The sequence below is a fragment of the Dactylosporangium sp. NPDC000244 genome (genome assembly GCF_040300725.1).
GTDB lineage: Bacteria > Actinomycetota > Actinomycetes > Mycobacteriales > Micromonosporaceae > Dactylosporangium.
In genome coordinates this window covers 81,952-97,940 of record NZ_JBEPEH010000038.1, presented here as the reverse complement: position 1 = coordinate 97,940, position 15,989 = coordinate 81,952, and the positions used below count along the sequence as shown (strand labels likewise).

Sequence of the window (15,989 nt, the reverse complement as noted above, 5' to 3'; positions counted from 1 at the left end):
TGTCGTGGGGTTCAGGCGGTGGCGAGGATGACGGTCTTGCCGGGCAGCGCGCCCGTGGCGGCCTGGGCGTGCACGGCCGGCAGGTCGGCCAGCGGGACCCGCTGGGCGACGTCGATGCGCAGCTCGCCGGAGTCGACCAGTGCGACGAGCCGCGACAGCTGGGCGGCGTCGCTGCGGACGAACAGGTCGATGCCGCGCACACCGCGCTGCTCGTCGGTGGGCGCGGGCATCCACACCGTGGTGTTGACCAGCACGCCGCCCGCGCGGATCAGGTTGAGCAGGGCGGCCAGCTGCGCCGGCTCGATGGGGGCCAGGTTGAGTGCCACGTCGACCGCGGGCGTCGCGGCCGGCGCCGCGGTGGTGTAGTCGATGACCTCGTCGGCGCCGGCCGCCTTGACCCGGTTGACGGCGCTCGGGCCGGCGATGGCGATCACGTAGGCACCGGCGTTCTTGGCCAGCTGCACGGCGTAGCCGCCGACCGCCCCGCCCGCGCCGTTGATCAGCACGCGCTGGCCCGCGGTGAGCTTCGCGTGGTCGAACAGCGCCTGCCACGCGGTGAGGCCCACGGTCGGCAGCGCCGCGGCGTCGGCCAGCGGAGCGCTCGTGGGGGCCGGCGCGAGAATCTCGGCCGGGGCCACGACGTACTCCGCGGCCGCGCCGTCGGCCGCCATCGGCAGGAAGCCGACGACCCGGTCACCGACCTGGACGGCGTCGACGCCCTCGCCCAGCGCGGCGACCGTGCCGGACACGTCGATGCCCGGCGTGTGCGGCAGCGTCACCGGGATCGGCCCCTGCATGAAACCGCCGCGAATGTTGCCGTCGACGCCGTTGAACGACGTCGCGGCGACCCGGATCAGCACCTGGCCGGCGCCGGGCTCGGGCCGCTCGACGTCCTCGTACCGCAGGACGCCGGGGTCGCCGTACTCGTGGAAACGCACTGCCTTCATCGCAGGTCCTCGCTTCTTCCGTACCCTTGTGCTTCGTATTCGAAGCACTTTTTGACCCTAACACGCTTCAGATTCGAAGCAACTAGCTCAAGGTGTGAGCCGGCCGACAGCCGTCACAGGTCGTCCACGGCCGCGAAGATGAGGATCATCCGCTGCCCCTCGGGGTCCACCAGAAGCTCGTCAACCCGGGCGAACTGGGGGAGGTCGCCGAACAGGGCCAGTCGCCGGACGTGACTGCCACAGCACTTCGCCGTACCGGGAAACAGGATCGCGGGACAGTCCGATAGGCAGAAAGTCGGCCAGCAGCGCGCGGTCCAACGCGCGCTCCGCCTCAGCCGTTCCGGTTGCGGCCGGCTCGCGGCTTGGCGGACCGCGGCGGGGTCGCGCGCATGTGGTCGCGGACGCGGCCGAGCACGGCACTGAGCGCGGCCAGGTCGTCGCCCGTCATCGGCTCGAACAGCAGTTGGTGGACCCGCTCGACGTGCCCCGGCAGCACGCGGGCGATCAGGTCCCGGCCGGCGTCGGTGACGGTCGCGATGACACTGCGCTCGTCGTCCGGCGAGGGCGCCCGGGTGAGCAGGCCGCGCTTGTCCAGCAGCCCGGCCTGATAGGTGAGACCGCTGCGGCTGTACACGACACCGTCGGCCAGGTCCGTCATCCGCAGCTTGCCCTCGGGCGCGTCCACCAGGCGGGCCAGGATCTGGAACTGCACGTAGCTGAGGTCCCCGTCGGCGCGCAGGTGCTCGTCCACCGCATACTGCAGCAGGCTGCTGACCTCCATCAGCGCGAAGTACGCACCGAGCTGCTCCGAGTTCAGGCCGGGCGCCGGGGTCGGGTCACTCACGCCATGATCCTACTTGCTTTGAATTCAAAGTGTGCTCATGGTCTCCGTGTGGGCGGCTCGCTGACATCCGTGAAGCAGGTGGGGGGCGGTGGCCGTGGCGTTCGCGTCCAAGGTGCCCGTATCGCCCTTGCCGTAGGGGCCGGCCACCCGCGCATCGGCATCGCTCAGGCGACCACGGCCACCCCCGACTGAGACTCCCCGAACTCCCAGCCCGCCACCAGCTTGCGCCGGCCGTCGAGGGCCTCGGTGCCCGCCGGCCACTCGTCCGCGCCGAGGTAGCGGGCGCCCGCGGCCCGCGCCGAGGACGGCTCCAGACAGTGCAGGCGCAGGTGGTCGCGCAGCTGGGGCGGCTCGACCGCGGCCAGCGCCGTCTCCCAGCCCTCCTCGACCCGGCGCGAGCCGCCCGAGCCGAACGAGGCCAGCGCCGGCAGGCGGTGCGTGAACGTCGCCATGCGCATGGCGTCGTGCAGGGTGCCGTCCGTGGCCAGGCGCAGCAGTGCCGAGATGCGATAGTTCAGCCGCTTCGCCGACGGGTCCGTCAGGTCGAGGTCGTGGCGGGCGAGCAGCGCGCCCAGGTCGGCGCCGCGCACGAGCATGTCGGCATCGGCCGCCCGCACGTCGGCGAGGAACGCCGCCGGCAGCACGTCGTCGGCCCACTCGACCGCGAACAGCGAATCGGCCAGGTCGAACTCCCAGGCGAGGTCCTGATGGTCCTCGTCGAGGAAGCAGCCGTCGACGTCCGGTAACGCGACCGGGGCGGACGACGCGAGGGCGGCCGGGGTGAGCCAGGGCGCCGGGAGCAGGAACTCGTCGAGGGTGTCACCGCCGTAGTACGCGTCGTAGGAGCCGGCGGGGAAGTCGGACCGCCCGAGCAGGGCGGCGAACGCAAACGTCAGGTCCACACGATGCAGTCTGCACCAGGGGTACGACAAAAACGCTCACCGCGTCAGGCGGGGCGGCCGCCAGCGCCAGGTCTTGTTGGCGTCGGGGGCGATGCTCCTGCTCCACAGTCCGGCGGGAGTCAGCCGGATCATCGCCGTGAGCGGGCCGTGGAAGCGGCGCGAGGTGTTGACCCGGCCGTCGACGGCGGCGCTGCGCGCGGTCGCCTGGCTGCGGGGCCGGCGCTCGGTGTCGTAGCGGCGCAGGGCGGCCTCGACGGTCGGCTCCTGCGCGAGCGCCGCGGCGAGCACGACGGCATCCTCGATGCTCTGCCCGGCCCCCTGGCCGCGGTCGGGGCTCATCGCGTGCGCGGCGTCGCCGAGCAGGGCCACGCGGCCGTTGACGAAGGCCGGCAGCGGGGCGAGCTCGCGGATGTCGATGTGGATGACGGCGTCCGGTGGCGTCGCCGCGATGAGCGCCGGGATCGGGTCGTGCCACTGCCGCACCCGCCGGGCCACCTCGGCGTGCTCGTTCTCGAAGCGGATGCCCGGGGCGTCGGAGGTGGTCACGTACGCCCAGTACGCGCGCCCGCGCGAGAGCGGGTGGATCAGGAAGTACCCCCCATTGCCGAGCGTCACGCTGCCCGGCTGATCGGCCACGGGCGCCACGCCCAGCCACGCGGTGCGCCCGAGGAACCGTGGCGCGGGCGCGTCCGGCCACAACAGCCGCCTCGTCGCGCTGCCGATGCCGTCCGCCGCGACGACCAGGTCGGCCCGCAGTTCCCCGCCGGCGAACGTCACCGTCCCGTCCGCGCGCACGCCGGTGACCTCGGCGCCGGTGTGCACCCAGTCCGGCGGCACCGCGTCGAGCAGCACGCGGTGCAGGTCGGCCCGGTGGAACGCGAGCAGCGCGGGCGCGTCCCCGGCCCGGGCGCGCTGCAGGAAACGGCCGTCGGGGGTGCGCAGGTTGCCGGTCGCCCGGGACGGTACGCCGGCCTCGCGGGCCCGTTCGCCGACGCCGAGCTCGTCCAGGGCGGCCAGCGCGTTCGGCGCCTGGGACATCCCGGCCCCGATCTCGCCGAGCTCGCCCGCGCGCTCCAGCACCGTGGCGTGCCAGCCGATCCGGTGCAGCGCGACGGCGGCGGCGAGCCCGCCGATGCCGGCCCCGATGACCACCGCGTGTCCAGTACTCATGGCTTCTCCTCGAGGGGCGGAGCGTTCTCGAATACGTGCGCCATCCAGTCGAAGGTGGCGTGGGCCTGCCGAATCCGGCCCGCGCGGTCGCCGTCGGGGCCGACGAGGTCGAGCCCCTGGCGCGTGATGTCGAGGAAGGTCGCGATCCCGGCGACCTGCCGGCGCACGACGGTCTGCCAGGCGTCGTCGGCCATGCGGTAGTACATGGTCCGATCGCCGGGCCGGGTGCGCCAGCTGAGGAAGCCCATGCCGGTGAGCAGCCGCAGGTTCATGGTCAGGGAGGCGCGGCTGGCCCCGATGGCCTCGCTGATCTGCGCGGCCGACTGCTCCGGCGGGTCGCAGATCATGAGCCATCCGAGCATCCGCCCGGCGATCGGCGAGACCCCGTCGCGCGCGAGGTACATCGCGATCTGATCCACCCAGGCGAGCGCCCGCTCGTCGTCGTTCACAAATTTCAGTATAAGCTGAAACTGGTGTACCGCAGTCCCGCGATAGGCTCGCCTCGTGTCGATTGCCCAGCGGCTGCTGGAACTGCTTCAGGCCGGCCGCTACGCCGAGATCCGCGACCTGTTCGCCCCGAATCTGCGCCCGATGGTGACCGAGGATTCGCTCCGCGCCGCCTGGGAGGCCGAGCTCGACCGCCACGGCCCGCTGACCGGCGCCGGCGAGCCCCTCACCGAGGCGGCCCTCGTCAAGCTGCCGGTCCTCTTCGCCCACGGTGCGGCGACGGTACTGCTCTCAGTCACCGAATCCGGCTGGCTCACCGGCCTGCAGATCGCCGCGGCGGAGGCCGCCCAGCCGACGCTGCCCTGGCAGCCGCCCGCCTACGCCGACCCGGACGCGCTCGCCGAGCACGACGTGACCGTGGGCTCCGGCCCGCTGGCCGTGCCCGGCACTCTGACGCTGCCGGCCGGGCCGGGCCCGCACCCCGCGATCGTCATGCTCGCCGGCTCCGGCCCCAACGACCGCGACGAGACCATCGGGCGCAACAAGCCCTTCAAGGACCTCGCGTGGGGCCTGGCCGCGCGGGGCATTGCGACCCTGCGTTTCGACAAGGTCACCCACGCCCACGGCGCGAGCGTGAAGGGCCTCGCGGACTTCACCGTCGACGACGAGTACAAGCCGCATGCCCTGGCCGCCGTCGGGCTGCTCCGGCAGCATCCCGCGGTCGACGCCGGCCGGGTCTTCGTCCTCGGCCACAGCCTCGGCGGCACGATCGCCCCGCGGATCGCCGCGGCGGAGCCGGCCGTGGCCGGGCTCGTCCTGCTGGCCGGCGGGGCGCAGCCGCTGCACTGGTCCGCGGTCCGCCAGTTCCGCCATCTGGCGTCGCTGAACCCGGCGACGAGCGCGTCGTACGACCAGATCATCGAGGCCGTGACCCGCCAGGCGCACGCGGTGGACAGCCCGGACCTGTCGGCGGCAACGCCCATCGAGGACCTGCCGTTCGGCGTCCCCGCGGCGTACTGGCTCGACCTGCGCGCCTACGACCCGGCAACGGCCGCGGCCGGCGTCGACCGGCCGATCCTGATCCTGCAGGGCGCTCGCGACTACCAGGTCACCGTGGCCGACGACCTCGCCCGCTGGCAGGCCGCCCTGGCCGGGCGCCCCGATGTCACCGTGCACGTCTACGACGCCGACAACCATTTCTTCTTCCCGGGCGAGGGCCCGTCGACCCCGGCCGAGTACGAGCCGGTCCAGCACCTCGACCCCGCCGTCGTGGCCGACATCGCCGCCTGGGTGCTCGACGGGCGGGGTGCCACGAACTAAGTTCGTTGCCGTGAGCCGCATGTCCCAGGACCCGGAGGGGCGCCGGGCCGCGCGCAAGGCGCCCATCACGCTGGACCGGATCGTCGACGCGGCGCTGCACGTCGTCGCGCACGACGGCTACGACGCGCTGACCGTGCGCAGCATCTCCGCGGTGCTCGGGACCGGGCCCGCCTCGCTGTACGCCCACGTCGTGAACAAGGCCGACATCGACGAGCTGATCATCGGCCGGCTCTGCTCCGAGATCGTCCTGCCCGAGCCCGACCCGGCGGCCTGGCGCGAGCAGATCGCCGGCGTGTGCGCGCAGATCCGCGACCAGTACCTGCGCTACCCCGGCATCTCCCGCGCCGCGCTCGCGATGGGCCCCACCAACGTCGAGACGCTCCGGGTCAACGAGGGCATGCTGGCCATCCTGCTCGCCGGCGGCGTCGAGCCCCGCGCGGCGGCCTGGGCCATCGACGCCCTGTCCCTCTACGTGAGCGCCTACGGCCTCGAGAGGTCCCAGCGCCGCGGGTCCGGCGGCGACGAGCTCGCGCACCGGCTCACCGAGCTGCCCGCCGACGCCTTTCCGCGGATCCGGCACCACGCGGAGGAGTTCACCGCGGACACCGGCCACGAGCGCTTCGACTTCGCGCTCGCCCTGATGCTGGACAACCTCGGCGGCTGAGGATCGCGCCGCGCCGCCGGCGACCGGTCCGGTGACGTTGGCTCAAGCGACCGCGACCGGCGGCGACGAGCGCGTCGGGCATCCGTGTTGTCCGATAAACGCACAAGCATGATCACCCACCGTGCGAAGCTGATCACGGAGCCGCCCGAACACCGGTGACGCGGCCCGAATCACGTGATGTCGGCGTCCCGCCGGACGCCGTGGGGGATCGAGGACCGACCATGCCGTTGACCACCAGCGCGCCGAACGGTCGCGCTACCGACGTCACCCGCCGCCCGAACGTCATGAAGGGCGGCCAGAGCACACGAGGCGGGCAGCGCCCCGCCGACAACGAGGCCAGCCGCCGCCAGGCACGATCCGTGGCCAAGCAGCAGCAGGCGGCCGAGCGCATCGCCTCGGCCACCGCCGAGATCTCGGCCCAGAACGCCGAGGCGTCCGAGGCCTCGCGCCAGCTGAGCGACGCCATGCAGCAGATCTCCGCGGGTGCCGAGCAGGCCTCGGGCGCCACCCAGGAGAGCCTGGCCGTCATGACGCAGGTCGAGGAGCGCGTCGGCCAGCAGCAGACCGTCACCCGGCGCATCGCCGACCTCAGCCAGGCGCTGCAGAACCTGCTGGTCGAGACCCGGATGGGGATCAGCGGCCTGCTGAGCAACGTGGACCGTGCCTCGTCGCGGCAGACGGCCTCGGTGGCGACCATCTCCGAACTGGAGAAGCAGGCCGACGAGATCGGCGAGATCGTCAAGACCGTCGCGCACATCGCCGACCAGACCAACCTGCTGGCCCTCAACGCGGCGATCGAGGCCGCCCGGGCCCGTCAGCACGGCAAGGGCTTCGCGGTCGTCGCCGACGAGGTCCGCACGCTCGCCGAGACCAGCGAGCGCAGCGCGCGGCAGATCCGCGACCTCATCGACGAGGTTCGCACGAGCGTGACCAGCATCGCCTCGGGTGTGCAGCAGTCCGCCGAGACGGCTCGCAGCGAGGTGGAGAAGGGCAAGGAGATCACGCAGCAGCTCGAGACCATCCGCGACGGCATGGTCTCGATCATGACCGGGGCGACGGAGATGGCCGCCGCGGCGGTGCAGGCCCAGCGCGCCACGCTCGAGGCCAAGACCCGCTCGGAGGAGATCGCCGCCGCGGCCGAACAGCAGTCCGCGGCCTGCGAGGAGTCGCTGCAGACCGTGGCCCAGCAGAGCCAGGCGCTCCAGCAGAGCGAGCAGGCGGCCGAGGTGCTCGCCGAGGTCGCCGAGGGGCTGCGGACCAGCACCGACATCAGCAAGAGCGCCGAGGAGGTCGCCTCCGCCGCCGAGGAGCTCTCCGCCGCGGTCGAGGAGATCAACCGCGCCGCCGGGCAGATCAGCACCGCGATCAACGAGATCAACACGGGCGCCCGGACCGCCGCCGAGAAGGGTTCGCAGACCGCCGAGGCGATCACCCAGATCGAGGTGGGCGCCCAGCTGTCGGCGACGCGGGGCGCCGCCGCGGTGGAGAAGGCCGAGACCATGCTCACCCAGCTGGCCGACAACAAGGTGTCGGTCGACTCGATGATCGAGGCGATCGAGCAGGCGGCCCGGGGCGGGATGGAGAACGTGCGCAAGGTCGGCGAGCTCGAGCAGATCTCCCGGCGCATCGACAAGATCGTCGACGCGATCGCGAACGTCTCGATCCAGACCAACATGCTCGCGGTGAACGGCTCGGTCGAGTCGGCGCGGGCCGGCGAGTTCGGCAAGGGCTTCGCGGTCGTGTCCACCGACATCCGCAACCTGGCCCGCGACTCGGCCGAGAACGCCGACCGGATCAAGGATCTCGTGAAGGCGGTGCAGGACCGCATCGTGGAGGTACGAGCCGATCTGGACGAAACCAGCCGGCAGGCGCTGGCCGAGGTGGAGGCGGCCCGGGCCACCACCGCCCGGCTGGTGGAGATCGAGCGGGACATGAACGAGGTGCGGGCCGGCAACGCCGACGTGCGTGACTCGGCCGAGCAGATCTCCACGGCGCTCGGCCAGGTCAAGACCGGGCTCGACCAGATCTCCTCGGCCGCCAACCAGGCCGAGCAGCTGGCGACGCAGGCCTCCACCGCCGCCCGCGAACAGGCCCAGGGCGCCGAAGAGCTCGCGGCCGCGGTGGAGGAGATCGCCGCGCTCGCCGACGAGCTGCAGAACGCCTGAGCCGGTGTGCCGTGGACGACACGACGCTCATGCGTGAACAGGATCCGGCCGACGCGGCCGTGGACGGCGACAGTGCGGACTTCGTCACCTTCGACATGTCCGGGGAGCGCTACGCGTTCCCGATGAGCCGGGTACAGGAGATCATCCGGATGCCCGGGGTGGTCAAGGTGCCGCTCGGCCCGCCCAGCCTGGAGGGGCTGGCCAACCTGCGCGGCCGGGTGCTGCCGGTGGTCAGCCTGCGGCGCTGCTGCGAGCTGGAACAGACCGAGCACGACGAGACCACCCGCGTGGTCGTCGTCGACAGCGGCGTGCCGCTGGGCTTCGTCGTGGACCGCGTCGCTAGCGTGATCAGCGTCGACCCGGACGCGGTCGAGCCGGCCGAGTCGGTGCAGGCGACGGTCAGCTCCGAGGTGCTCGTCGGCGTCATCAAGGGCGACGACGGCACGATGACCTCGATCCTCGACGTGGACGAGCTCATCCGGGCGCAGTTCTCCCGGATCGTCACCGCGGGCGGCGGGGTCGACGCGATGGCCGCCGCCGGGCCGGCGGGCGGCGAGACCGTCGCCGAGGACGACGCCGACGACACCCTCGAGCTCGTCAGCTTCGCGGTCGAGGGGCAGGAGTACGCGCTGCCGATCGACCAGGTACAGGAGATCGTGCAGGCGCCCGAGGCCGTCAGCCACGTGCCCAACGCGGCCTCCCGCGTGCTGGGTGTCATGGATCTGCGCGGGCGGCTGCTGCCGGTGGTCAGCATGCGCCGGGTCTTCGGCCTGCCCGTCGCCGACCTGCAGCCGCAGAACCGCATCGTCGTGGTGTCGCTGGACGGCGGCGTCGTCGGCGTCGTGATGGACACCGTGCGGCAGGTGCTGCGCGTGCCCTACGAGCTCGTCGCGCCGCTGCCCCCGGTCGTCGCCGCGCGCGGCCGGGCCACCGAGGTCGAGTCGGTCTGCCGGCTGGAGGGCGGCAAGCGGCTGGTGTCGGTGCTGAGCGTCGAGCGGATGTTCGACTCGCCGGAGATTCGCCGGGAGCTGCGCGAACAGCTCGACGGCGAGCCGGCCGCGGAGGAGACCGAGGAGCGGGAGATGGCCGATGACGGACGCGGCGACGAGGAGCTGTTCGTCGTCTTCCGGCTCGACGAGGAGGAGTACGCCGTCGACGTCGACGCGGTGCAGGAGATCATCCGTGTACCGGAGACGCTGATCCGGGTACCGAAGACCTTCAGCTTCGTCGAAGGACTGGTGAACCTGCGCGGCACGGTGCTGCCGGTGGTGGACCTGCGCACCCGGCTCGGCGTGCCGAAGGCGCCCCGCGACGAGCGGCAGCGCATCATCGTGCTGATCCTCGGCGGCGTGCGCACGGGCTTCATCGTCGACTCGGTCGCCGAGGTGGCCCGCGTCAGCCGGGCCGCCCTGGAGCCGGCGCCCGAGCTCTCCGACGAGCAGGCCAAGGTCGTCTCGCGGGTGGCGAACCTGCACCAGCAGCAGCGGATGCTGCTGCTCGTCCAGGTCGACCAGCTGCTCGGGGCGCAGGACCGGGCGGCGCTCGGCGATGTCATCGCCGAGCGGGACCTGGCCGCCGTCTGAGGACCGTACCGTGGCCGCCAAGACCGTGCTGGTCGTCGACGACTCGGCACTGATGCGCAAGATGCTCAAGCAGATGCTCCTCGACGCCGGCGGCTTCGAGGTGCACACTGCCCGCAACGGGGTCGACGCGCTCGAACAGATCGAGCGCGTCGAGCCCGACGTGGTGACGCTCGACATCAACATGCCGGAGATGGACGGGCTCACCTGCCTGTCCGAGATCATGCGCCATCGGCCCTGCCCGGTGGTCATGGTGTCGTCGCTGACCGAGCACAACGCGCTGGTCACGCTCGAGGCGCTGGAGCTCGGCGCGGTGGATTACGTGCCCAAGCCGGGCGGCACCGTCTCGCTCAACCTCGGCGACGTGCAGCAGGAGCTCGTCGGCAAGATCACGGCGGCGGCGAGCGCGCGGCCCAGCCGGGCGCACCAGCTCGGCCGGCGACTGCAGGCCCAGCGGGAGCGCACCGCCACCGCCACCGCGCCACCGCCACCGGGGGCGCGGACGGCGCGGGCCGAGCTCATCGTCATCGGCTCGTCGACGGGCGGCCCGGCGCTGCTGTCGGAGTTGCTGCCACAGCTGCCCGCGACCCTCCCGGCCGCCGTCGTCGTCGCCCAGCACATTCCGGCGAGCTTCACCGCGCCGCTGGCCCGCCGCCTCGACGAGGTCTGCCAGTTGCGCGTGCACGAGGTCGACCGGATCATCCCGGTCCGGCCCGGCAACATCTACATCGGCCGCGGCAACGCCGACGTGCTGGTGGCCCGGCGCACCGACGGCCTCGTGGTGAAGTCGGTGCCCGAGAGCTCCGACTACCGCTGGCATCCCAGCGTCGACCGGCTGGTCGCCTCCGCCCGGCGCAGCTGCGACCCGGCCCGCCTGATCTGTGCCCTGCTCACCGGCATGGGCGACGACGGCGCGGCCGAGATGGCCGCCGTCAAGCAGGCCGGCGGCCGAACCATCGCCGAGGCCGAGGACACGGCCGTCGTCTGGGGCATGCCGGGCGAGCTGGCGCACCGGGGCGGGGCCACCGAGACCCTGCCTGCGCACGCCATCGTCGAGCGCATCGTCGCCTGGGCCGGCTGAACACCCGGAGGGGGACCAACCATGGGACTGGTACGACGCCAGGCCGCCGACGCACCGCCTCCGGCCGAGGAGGGCACGGCGCGGCAGCGCCTCGAGGACGCCGATCCGGAGCGCCGCCGCCGCGCCGCGCTCGACCTGGAGGGCGACGCCGAGGCGGTGCCGGCGCTGCTGGCCCGGGTCCCGGCCGAGCCCGACCCCGCGGTCCGCGACGCCGTGCTGACAACCCTCGCCGCGCTCGACCACGCCGACGTCGCGGCCGGGCTGGCCCCGCACCTGCGCAGCGACGACGCGGCCCTGCGCACCGCGGTCGCCGGCGCGCTGGCCGCGATGCCGGCCTCGGTGCCGGCGCTGCTGCCCACGCTGCTGGCCGACCCGGATCACGACGTGCGCATCATGACCGCGATGATCCTGGCCGACCTGCCGCACCCGGGCGCCGCCGAGTGGCTCGCCGAGATTGTCGCGGCCGACCGCCACCCCAACGTCGTGGCCGCCGCGATCGACGCCCTGCTGCCGATGGCCGGCCCCGAGCACGCCGACGTGCTGCGCGCGGCCCGGGACCGGTTCCCGGACGATCCGTTCCTACGCTTCACCGTCGACGCCGCGCTGCCCGACCTGCAAGAGGCCGGCACATGACCAGCACGGCCACGGAGCCGTTCCGGCTCAGCGACGCCGAGTTCGAGCGCTTCCGGGAGTACTTCTACAAGCGCACCGGCATCCAGTTCACGCCGGGCAAGCGGTACTTCGTGGACAAGCGGATCGAGGCCTGCGTGCGCGCCTCCGGCCACGGCACCTTCGGCGCCTGGTTCGGCGCGCTGCGCGTGGGCGACCGGCCGCAGCTGCTGCAGGAGCTGACCAATCAGCTCACCGTCAACGAGACCTACTTCCTGCGCGAGGACTACCAGTTCGACGCGCTGCTCGACCCGGTGCTGCCGCGGGTGCTGGCCGAGCACACCCGGGCGGGCCGGCCGAGCGGTCCGGTGAAGATCCTGTCGCTGCCGTGCTCGACCGGCGAGGAGCCGTACTCCATCGCCATCCGCCTGCTGGAGGAGTGGCCGCAGATCGACCGTGTCGACGTGGAGATCCACGCCGCGGACATCGACAGCGACGTGCTCGACCGCGCCCGGCACGGCAGCTACGGCGCCCGATCGCTGCAGCGGGTGCCCAAGCCCTGGCTCGAGCGGCACTTCCACGCCGCCGGGGCCGGGCGCTACCAGATCGACGAGGGAATCCGCGGCGCGGTGACGTTCCACCGGGTGAACGTGTGCGAGACCCCGGCGATGCGCAAGTTCATGGACTTCGACGTGGTGTTCTGCCGCAACGTGCTCATCTACTTCGACGAGCTGTCCAGCCGCCGGGCGGCCGAGAACCTCTTCGGGGTGATGCGCCCGGGCGGGTACCTCTTCCTGGGCCACGCGGAGTCGATGAGCCGCATCTCGCCGATCTTCGTCCCCGAGCGACTGCCGCAGGGCATCGCCTACCAGCGACCGACTGGAGCCCGCCCATGACCGAGACCGAGGGGGCCCGCGTGCTGGTGGTCGACGACGCCGCCACGGTCCGGATGTACCACAGCCGGCTTTTGCTCGATGCCGGCTTCCGCGTCGAGCAGGCCGCCAACGGGCTCGAGGCCGTGGAGGCAGCGCTGGTCGACCCGTTCGACCTGTTCTTCGTCGACGTCAACATGCCCCGGATGGACGGCTACGCCTGCGTCGAGGCGCTGCGGGGCGGCACCGTCACCACCTCCGCGCCGATCGTCATGATCAGCACCGAGGACCGGCCCGGCGACGCCGAGCGCGCCTACCGCGCCGGGGCGAACCTCTACCTGGTCAAGCCGGTCGACGCCGAACGGCTGGTGCGGGTCGCCACCATGCTCGCCGGTGCGCCGGCCGAGGCGGGCGAGCGATGAACCCACTGCTCGCCCAGTTCCTCGCCGAGGCCGACGACCTGCTCAACCAGGTCGGTGAGGGCCTGCTGCAGCTGGAGCTGGACCCGGGCGACGCCCAGCGCATCAACGAGGTGTTCCGGGCCGCCCACACCCTCAAGGGCTCCTCCGGCCTGTTCGAGTTCCCCGAGCTGACCGCCCTCACGCACGCCGCCGAGGACCTGCTCGACGCGGTCCGCGCCGGCCGCGTGGCGCTGGACTCCGCGCTGACCGACGACCTGCTCGCCGCGTTCGACCTGATCCGCGGCTGGCTGACCCACGTCACCGTCGCCGAGCAACTGCCCGGCACCGCCCGCGACGACGCCGCGGTGCTCATCGTGCGGCTGCGCGCGCCGATCGGCGGCCCCGCCGGGCCCGCCGCCGGGCCGGCCCGGGCCGCCACGGTCGCCGCCCACGCGCCCGAGTGGGTGGCCGAGCTCGGGGCGCCGGTCGTCGCGGAGCTCACCGAGTGGCTGCAGACCACGTCCGCGGCCCTGCGCTTCGTGCGCTACGAGCCCGACGAGGGCTGCTTCTTCCGCGGCGAGGACCCGCTGCTGTTCGTGCGGCAGATCCCGGCCCTGGCCCACATGGCGGTGGTACGCCCCGACGCCTGGCCGGTCCCGGACGAGTACGACGAGTACGCGTGCCGGCTCGGCTTCGTCCTGGCCACCCGCGCCTCGGTCGCCGAGCTCGAGTACGTGCTGCACTACGTCGCCGAGCAGGTCGAGATCGTCGAGCTGGACGCGGCGGCGCTGCGCACGCCGGCCCCACCGCCGGGGGAGCCCGCGACCGCCGGGCCGGCCGGACCGCTCGCCGGCGAGCACCCCGAGACCGCCGCCGACGCCCTGGGCGTGCTCGAGGCCGCGCTGACCGCCCTCGTGCCCGCCGACGGCCCCTCGCCGGCCGGCGCCCACCTGCGGTCGATCGCCCGGGTGGTCGCCGGTGCGGCCCAGGCCCTCGGCGCCGCCGTCGACCTCGACGACGCCGGCGCCCCCGAGCTCGCCGCCATCGTGCGCGGGCTCGTCGACCGGCTCCGGCCGACGGCCGCGCCGGGCGGTGGCGACGAGCGCCCCGTCCCGGCCGAGCGGCGCGTGGGGGAGCCGGACCGGCGCGCGGCCGAGCAAGAGGCCGGCCCCGTCGGCTCCCGGGTGCTCAAAGTCGACCAGGCGAAGGTCGACCGGCTCATGGAGCTCGTCGGCGAGCTCAACGTGGCCAAGAACGGTCTGACGTACCTCGCCGAGTCGGCCGAGGAGGAGTTCGGCAGCCGGGCTCTCGGCCGGCGGATCAAGGACCAGTACGCCGGACTGCACCGCATCGCCGAGGAGCTGCAGGCGGCCGTCATGGACGTCCGGATGCTCCCGTTGTCGGTGTCCTTCTCCCGGTTCCCGCGGCTCGTGCGCGACCTCGGCCGGCGCCTCGGCAAGCGCATCGAGCTCGTCACCGAGGGCGAGGACACGATGGCCGACAAGGACGTCATCGAGGCCCTGGGCGACCCGTTGGTACACCTGGTGCGCAACAGCCTCGACCACGGCATCGAGCCGCCCGACGAGCGCACGCTCGCGGGCAAGCCGCCCCAGGCCTGCATCACGCTGTCCGCCGTCGCCGACGGAGACGCCGTCGTGGTGGAGGTCGCCGACGACGGCCGCGGCATCGACCCCGCGCGCATCCGGCAGAAGGCGTACGAGCGCGGGCTCATCGGCGAGGAGCAGCTGGACGTCATGCCGGACGGCGACGCCGTGAACCTGATCTTCCAGCCGGGCTTCTCCACCGCCGACGAGGTCTCCGACCTGTCCGGCCGCGGGGTCGGGATGGACGCTGTGCGCGCCAGCGTCGAGCGGCTCGGCGGGACGGTGACGATGCGCTCGCAGCCGGGGTCGGGCACCGTCACCCGGCTGCGGCTGCCCCTGTCGATGGCCGTCACCCAGGTCATGGTGATCAGCGTCGCCGGGCAGCGCTTCGGGGTGCCGGTCGACCTCGTCGTGGAGACCGTCCGGGTGCCGGCCGCCGACGTCGGCCGGGTGCTGCACCAGGACGTGGTCGTACTGCGCGACGAGGTCGTGCCGGTCGTGGACCTCGCCGACGCCCTCGGCCTGCCCTGGGAGCACGAGCCCGAGGGCGACCGGGGGGTGCTCGTCGTCAACGTCGGCGGCGACAGGGCCGGCCTGCTCGTCGAGCGCTTCCACCGCGAGGTCGACGTCATCCTCAAGCCGATGGAGGGGCTGCTCGGCGGCGCCGCGCACTTCGTCGGGACCGCGCTGCTCGGCGACGGGCTGGTGCTGCTGGTACTGAACCTCAAGGAGGTGCTCAGCCTTGGTGCTCGAGTTGCATGAGCGCACCGCCGTGCTCAGCGCGGCGGTGACGGTCGAGGAGGTGGAGGAGTTCGTCTCCTGGCTGCGGCGCACGCCCCGGGCCCGGGTCAACCTGCGCAACTGCAACCATCTGCATACCGCGGCTTTTCAGGCGATCCTCGCGTTCCGGCCGAAGATAAGCGCGACACCGGTGGACACGTTCCTCGCTACCCAGCTCCTGCCGGTGCTGAGCCCGCACAAATCCTTCGCCGCCACCGAGGAGACCCACGATGACGACCGTGATGCTGGTTGACGACTCCGCCACCATGCTGATGAGCCTCAAGACCATCCTGACCAAGGCCGGCTACCAGGTCGAGACCGCCGGCCACGGCCGCGAGGCGCTGGACAAGCTCAACACCGGCCTGCGCCCCAACCTCATCATCAGCGATGTCAACATGCCGCACATGGACGGCATCTCCTTCACCCGTGAGGCGCGCAAGGCGGCCGGCCTGCGCTTCACGCCGATCCTCATGCTCACCACCGAGTCGGAGCAGGCCAAGCGGGCCGAGGCGAAGACCGCCGGGGCCACCGGCTGGCTGGTCAAGCCGGTCGCCCCGGACCAGCTGCTCGGGGTCATCAAGCAGGTCGTGCCCGGCTCATGAC

16 protein-coding genes are annotated in these 15,989 nt (G+C 72.9%); 11 read left to right on the top strand and 5 right to left on the bottom strand.

Annotation, left to right across the window (positions count from 1 at the left end; genetic code table 11):
- Nucleotides 1-11: 11 nt before the first annotated feature.
- From ABT369_RS42900 to ABT369_RS42880, 5 genes are all read right to left on the bottom strand, one after another.
- Nucleotides 12-947 (bottom strand): NADP-dependent oxidoreductase, encoded by a 936-nt coding sequence (locus tag ABT369_RS42900; protein ID WP_350621614.1) that lies wholly within the window; start codon nucleotides 945-947, stop codon nucleotides 12-14.
- Nucleotides 948-1,278: 331 nt separating this feature from the next.
- A complete protein-coding gene (locus ABT369_RS42895) occupies nucleotides 1,279-1,791 on the bottom strand; it encodes a MarR family winged helix-turn-helix transcriptional regulator (RefSeq protein WP_350621612.1) in 513 nt (170 codons plus the stop codon).
- Between the two features lie 164 nt (nucleotides 1,792-1,955).
- Nucleotides 1,956-2,693 carry a hypothetical protein gene (locus ABT369_RS42890; protein ID WP_350621610.1) on the bottom strand — a complete coding sequence of 246 codons (738 nt, stop codon included), beginning with the start codon at nucleotides 2,691-2,693 and terminating at the stop codon, nucleotides 1,956-1,958.
- A gap of 36 nt (nucleotides 2,694-2,729) precedes the next feature.
- A complete protein-coding gene (locus ABT369_RS42885; protein ID WP_350621608.1) occupies nucleotides 2,730-3,863 on the bottom strand; it encodes an FAD-dependent monooxygenase in 1,134 nt (377 codons plus the stop codon).
- Nucleotides 3,860-4,312 carry a GbsR/MarR family transcriptional regulator gene (locus ABT369_RS42880; protein ID WP_350621606.1) on the bottom strand — a complete coding sequence of 151 codons (453 nt, stop codon included), beginning with the start codon at nucleotides 4,310-4,312 and terminating at the stop codon, nucleotides 3,860-3,862. The genes ABT369_RS42885 and ABT369_RS42880 overlap by 4 nt, the downstream gene beginning before the upstream one ends.
- Before the next feature lie 55 nt (nucleotides 4,313-4,367).
- Here ABT369_RS42880 and ABT369_RS42875 point away from each other — a divergent pair, with 55 nt between their 5' ends.
- The 11 genes from ABT369_RS42875 (at nucleotide 4,368) to ABT369_RS42825 (ending at nucleotide 15,988) form a co-directional block, all read left to right on the top strand.
- On the top strand, nucleotides 4,368-5,630 hold the full coding sequence (locus ABT369_RS42875) for an alpha/beta hydrolase (RefSeq protein WP_350621604.1): 1,263 nt from the start codon (nucleotides 4,368-4,370) through the stop codon (nucleotides 5,628-5,630).
- Nucleotides 5,631-5,649: 19 nt separating this feature from the next.
- Nucleotides 5,650-6,294, top strand: coding sequence for a TetR/AcrR family transcriptional regulator (locus tag ABT369_RS42870; RefSeq protein ID WP_350621693.1), 645 nt, complete (start codon nucleotides 5,650-5,652; stop codon nucleotides 6,292-6,294).
- Nucleotides 6,295-6,515: 221 nt separating this feature from the next.
- Complete coding sequence (locus tag ABT369_RS42865; RefSeq protein WP_350621601.1) at nucleotides 6,516-8,459, top strand: methyl-accepting chemotaxis protein; 1,944 nt, start codon at nucleotides 6,516-6,518, stop codon at nucleotides 8,457-8,459.
- An 11-nt stretch (nucleotides 8,460-8,470) separates the two neighbouring features.
- Nucleotides 8,471-10,042, top strand: a complete 1,572-nt coding sequence (locus ABT369_RS42860) for a chemotaxis protein CheW (protein ID WP_350621599.1) — start codon at nucleotides 8,471-8,473, stop codon at nucleotides 10,040-10,042.
- 10 nt (nucleotides 10,043-10,052) lie between these two features.
- Nucleotides 10,053-11,120: a chemotaxis-specific protein-glutamate methyltransferase CheB gene (gene cheB / locus ABT369_RS42855; RefSeq protein WP_350621597.1), complete on the top strand. Its 1,068-nt coding sequence runs from the start codon at nucleotides 10,053-10,055 to the stop codon at nucleotides 11,118-11,120.
- 21 nt (nucleotides 11,121-11,141) lie between these two features.
- The gene (locus tag ABT369_RS42850; protein WP_350621595.1) at nucleotides 11,142-11,753 is read left to right on the top strand and encodes a HEAT repeat domain-containing protein; all 612 of its coding nucleotides are present in this window, start codon (nucleotides 11,142-11,144) and stop codon (nucleotides 11,751-11,753) included.
- Nucleotides 11,750-12,625, top strand: a complete 876-nt coding sequence (locus ABT369_RS42845; RefSeq protein ID WP_350621593.1) for a CheR family methyltransferase — start codon at nucleotides 11,750-11,752, stop codon at nucleotides 12,623-12,625. Before ABT369_RS42850 ends, ABT369_RS42845 begins: the two co-directional genes overlap by 4 nt.
- Nucleotides 12,622-13,023 carry a response regulator gene (locus ABT369_RS42840; RefSeq protein WP_350621591.1) on the top strand — a complete coding sequence of 134 codons (402 nt, stop codon included), beginning with the start codon at nucleotides 12,622-12,624 and terminating at the stop codon, nucleotides 13,021-13,023. The genes ABT369_RS42845 and ABT369_RS42840 overlap by 4 nt, the downstream gene beginning before the upstream one ends.
- Nucleotides 13,020-15,368, top strand: coding sequence for a chemotaxis protein CheA (locus tag ABT369_RS42835; RefSeq protein WP_350621589.1), 2,349 nt, complete (start codon nucleotides 13,020-13,022; stop codon nucleotides 15,366-15,368). The genes ABT369_RS42840 and ABT369_RS42835 overlap by 4 nt, the downstream gene beginning before the upstream one ends.
- Complete coding sequence (locus ABT369_RS42830; protein WP_502891892.1) at nucleotides 15,349-15,639, top strand: hypothetical protein; 291 nt, start codon at nucleotides 15,349-15,351, stop codon at nucleotides 15,637-15,639. The genes ABT369_RS42835 and ABT369_RS42830 overlap by 20 nt, the downstream gene beginning before the upstream one ends.
- Nucleotides 15,617-15,988 carry a response regulator gene (locus ABT369_RS42825; protein ID WP_350621587.1) on the top strand — a complete coding sequence of 124 codons (372 nt, stop codon included), beginning with the start codon at nucleotides 15,617-15,619 and terminating at the stop codon, nucleotides 15,986-15,988. The genes ABT369_RS42830 and ABT369_RS42825 overlap by 23 nt, the downstream gene beginning before the upstream one ends.
- Nucleotide 15,989 lies beyond the last annotated feature (1 nt).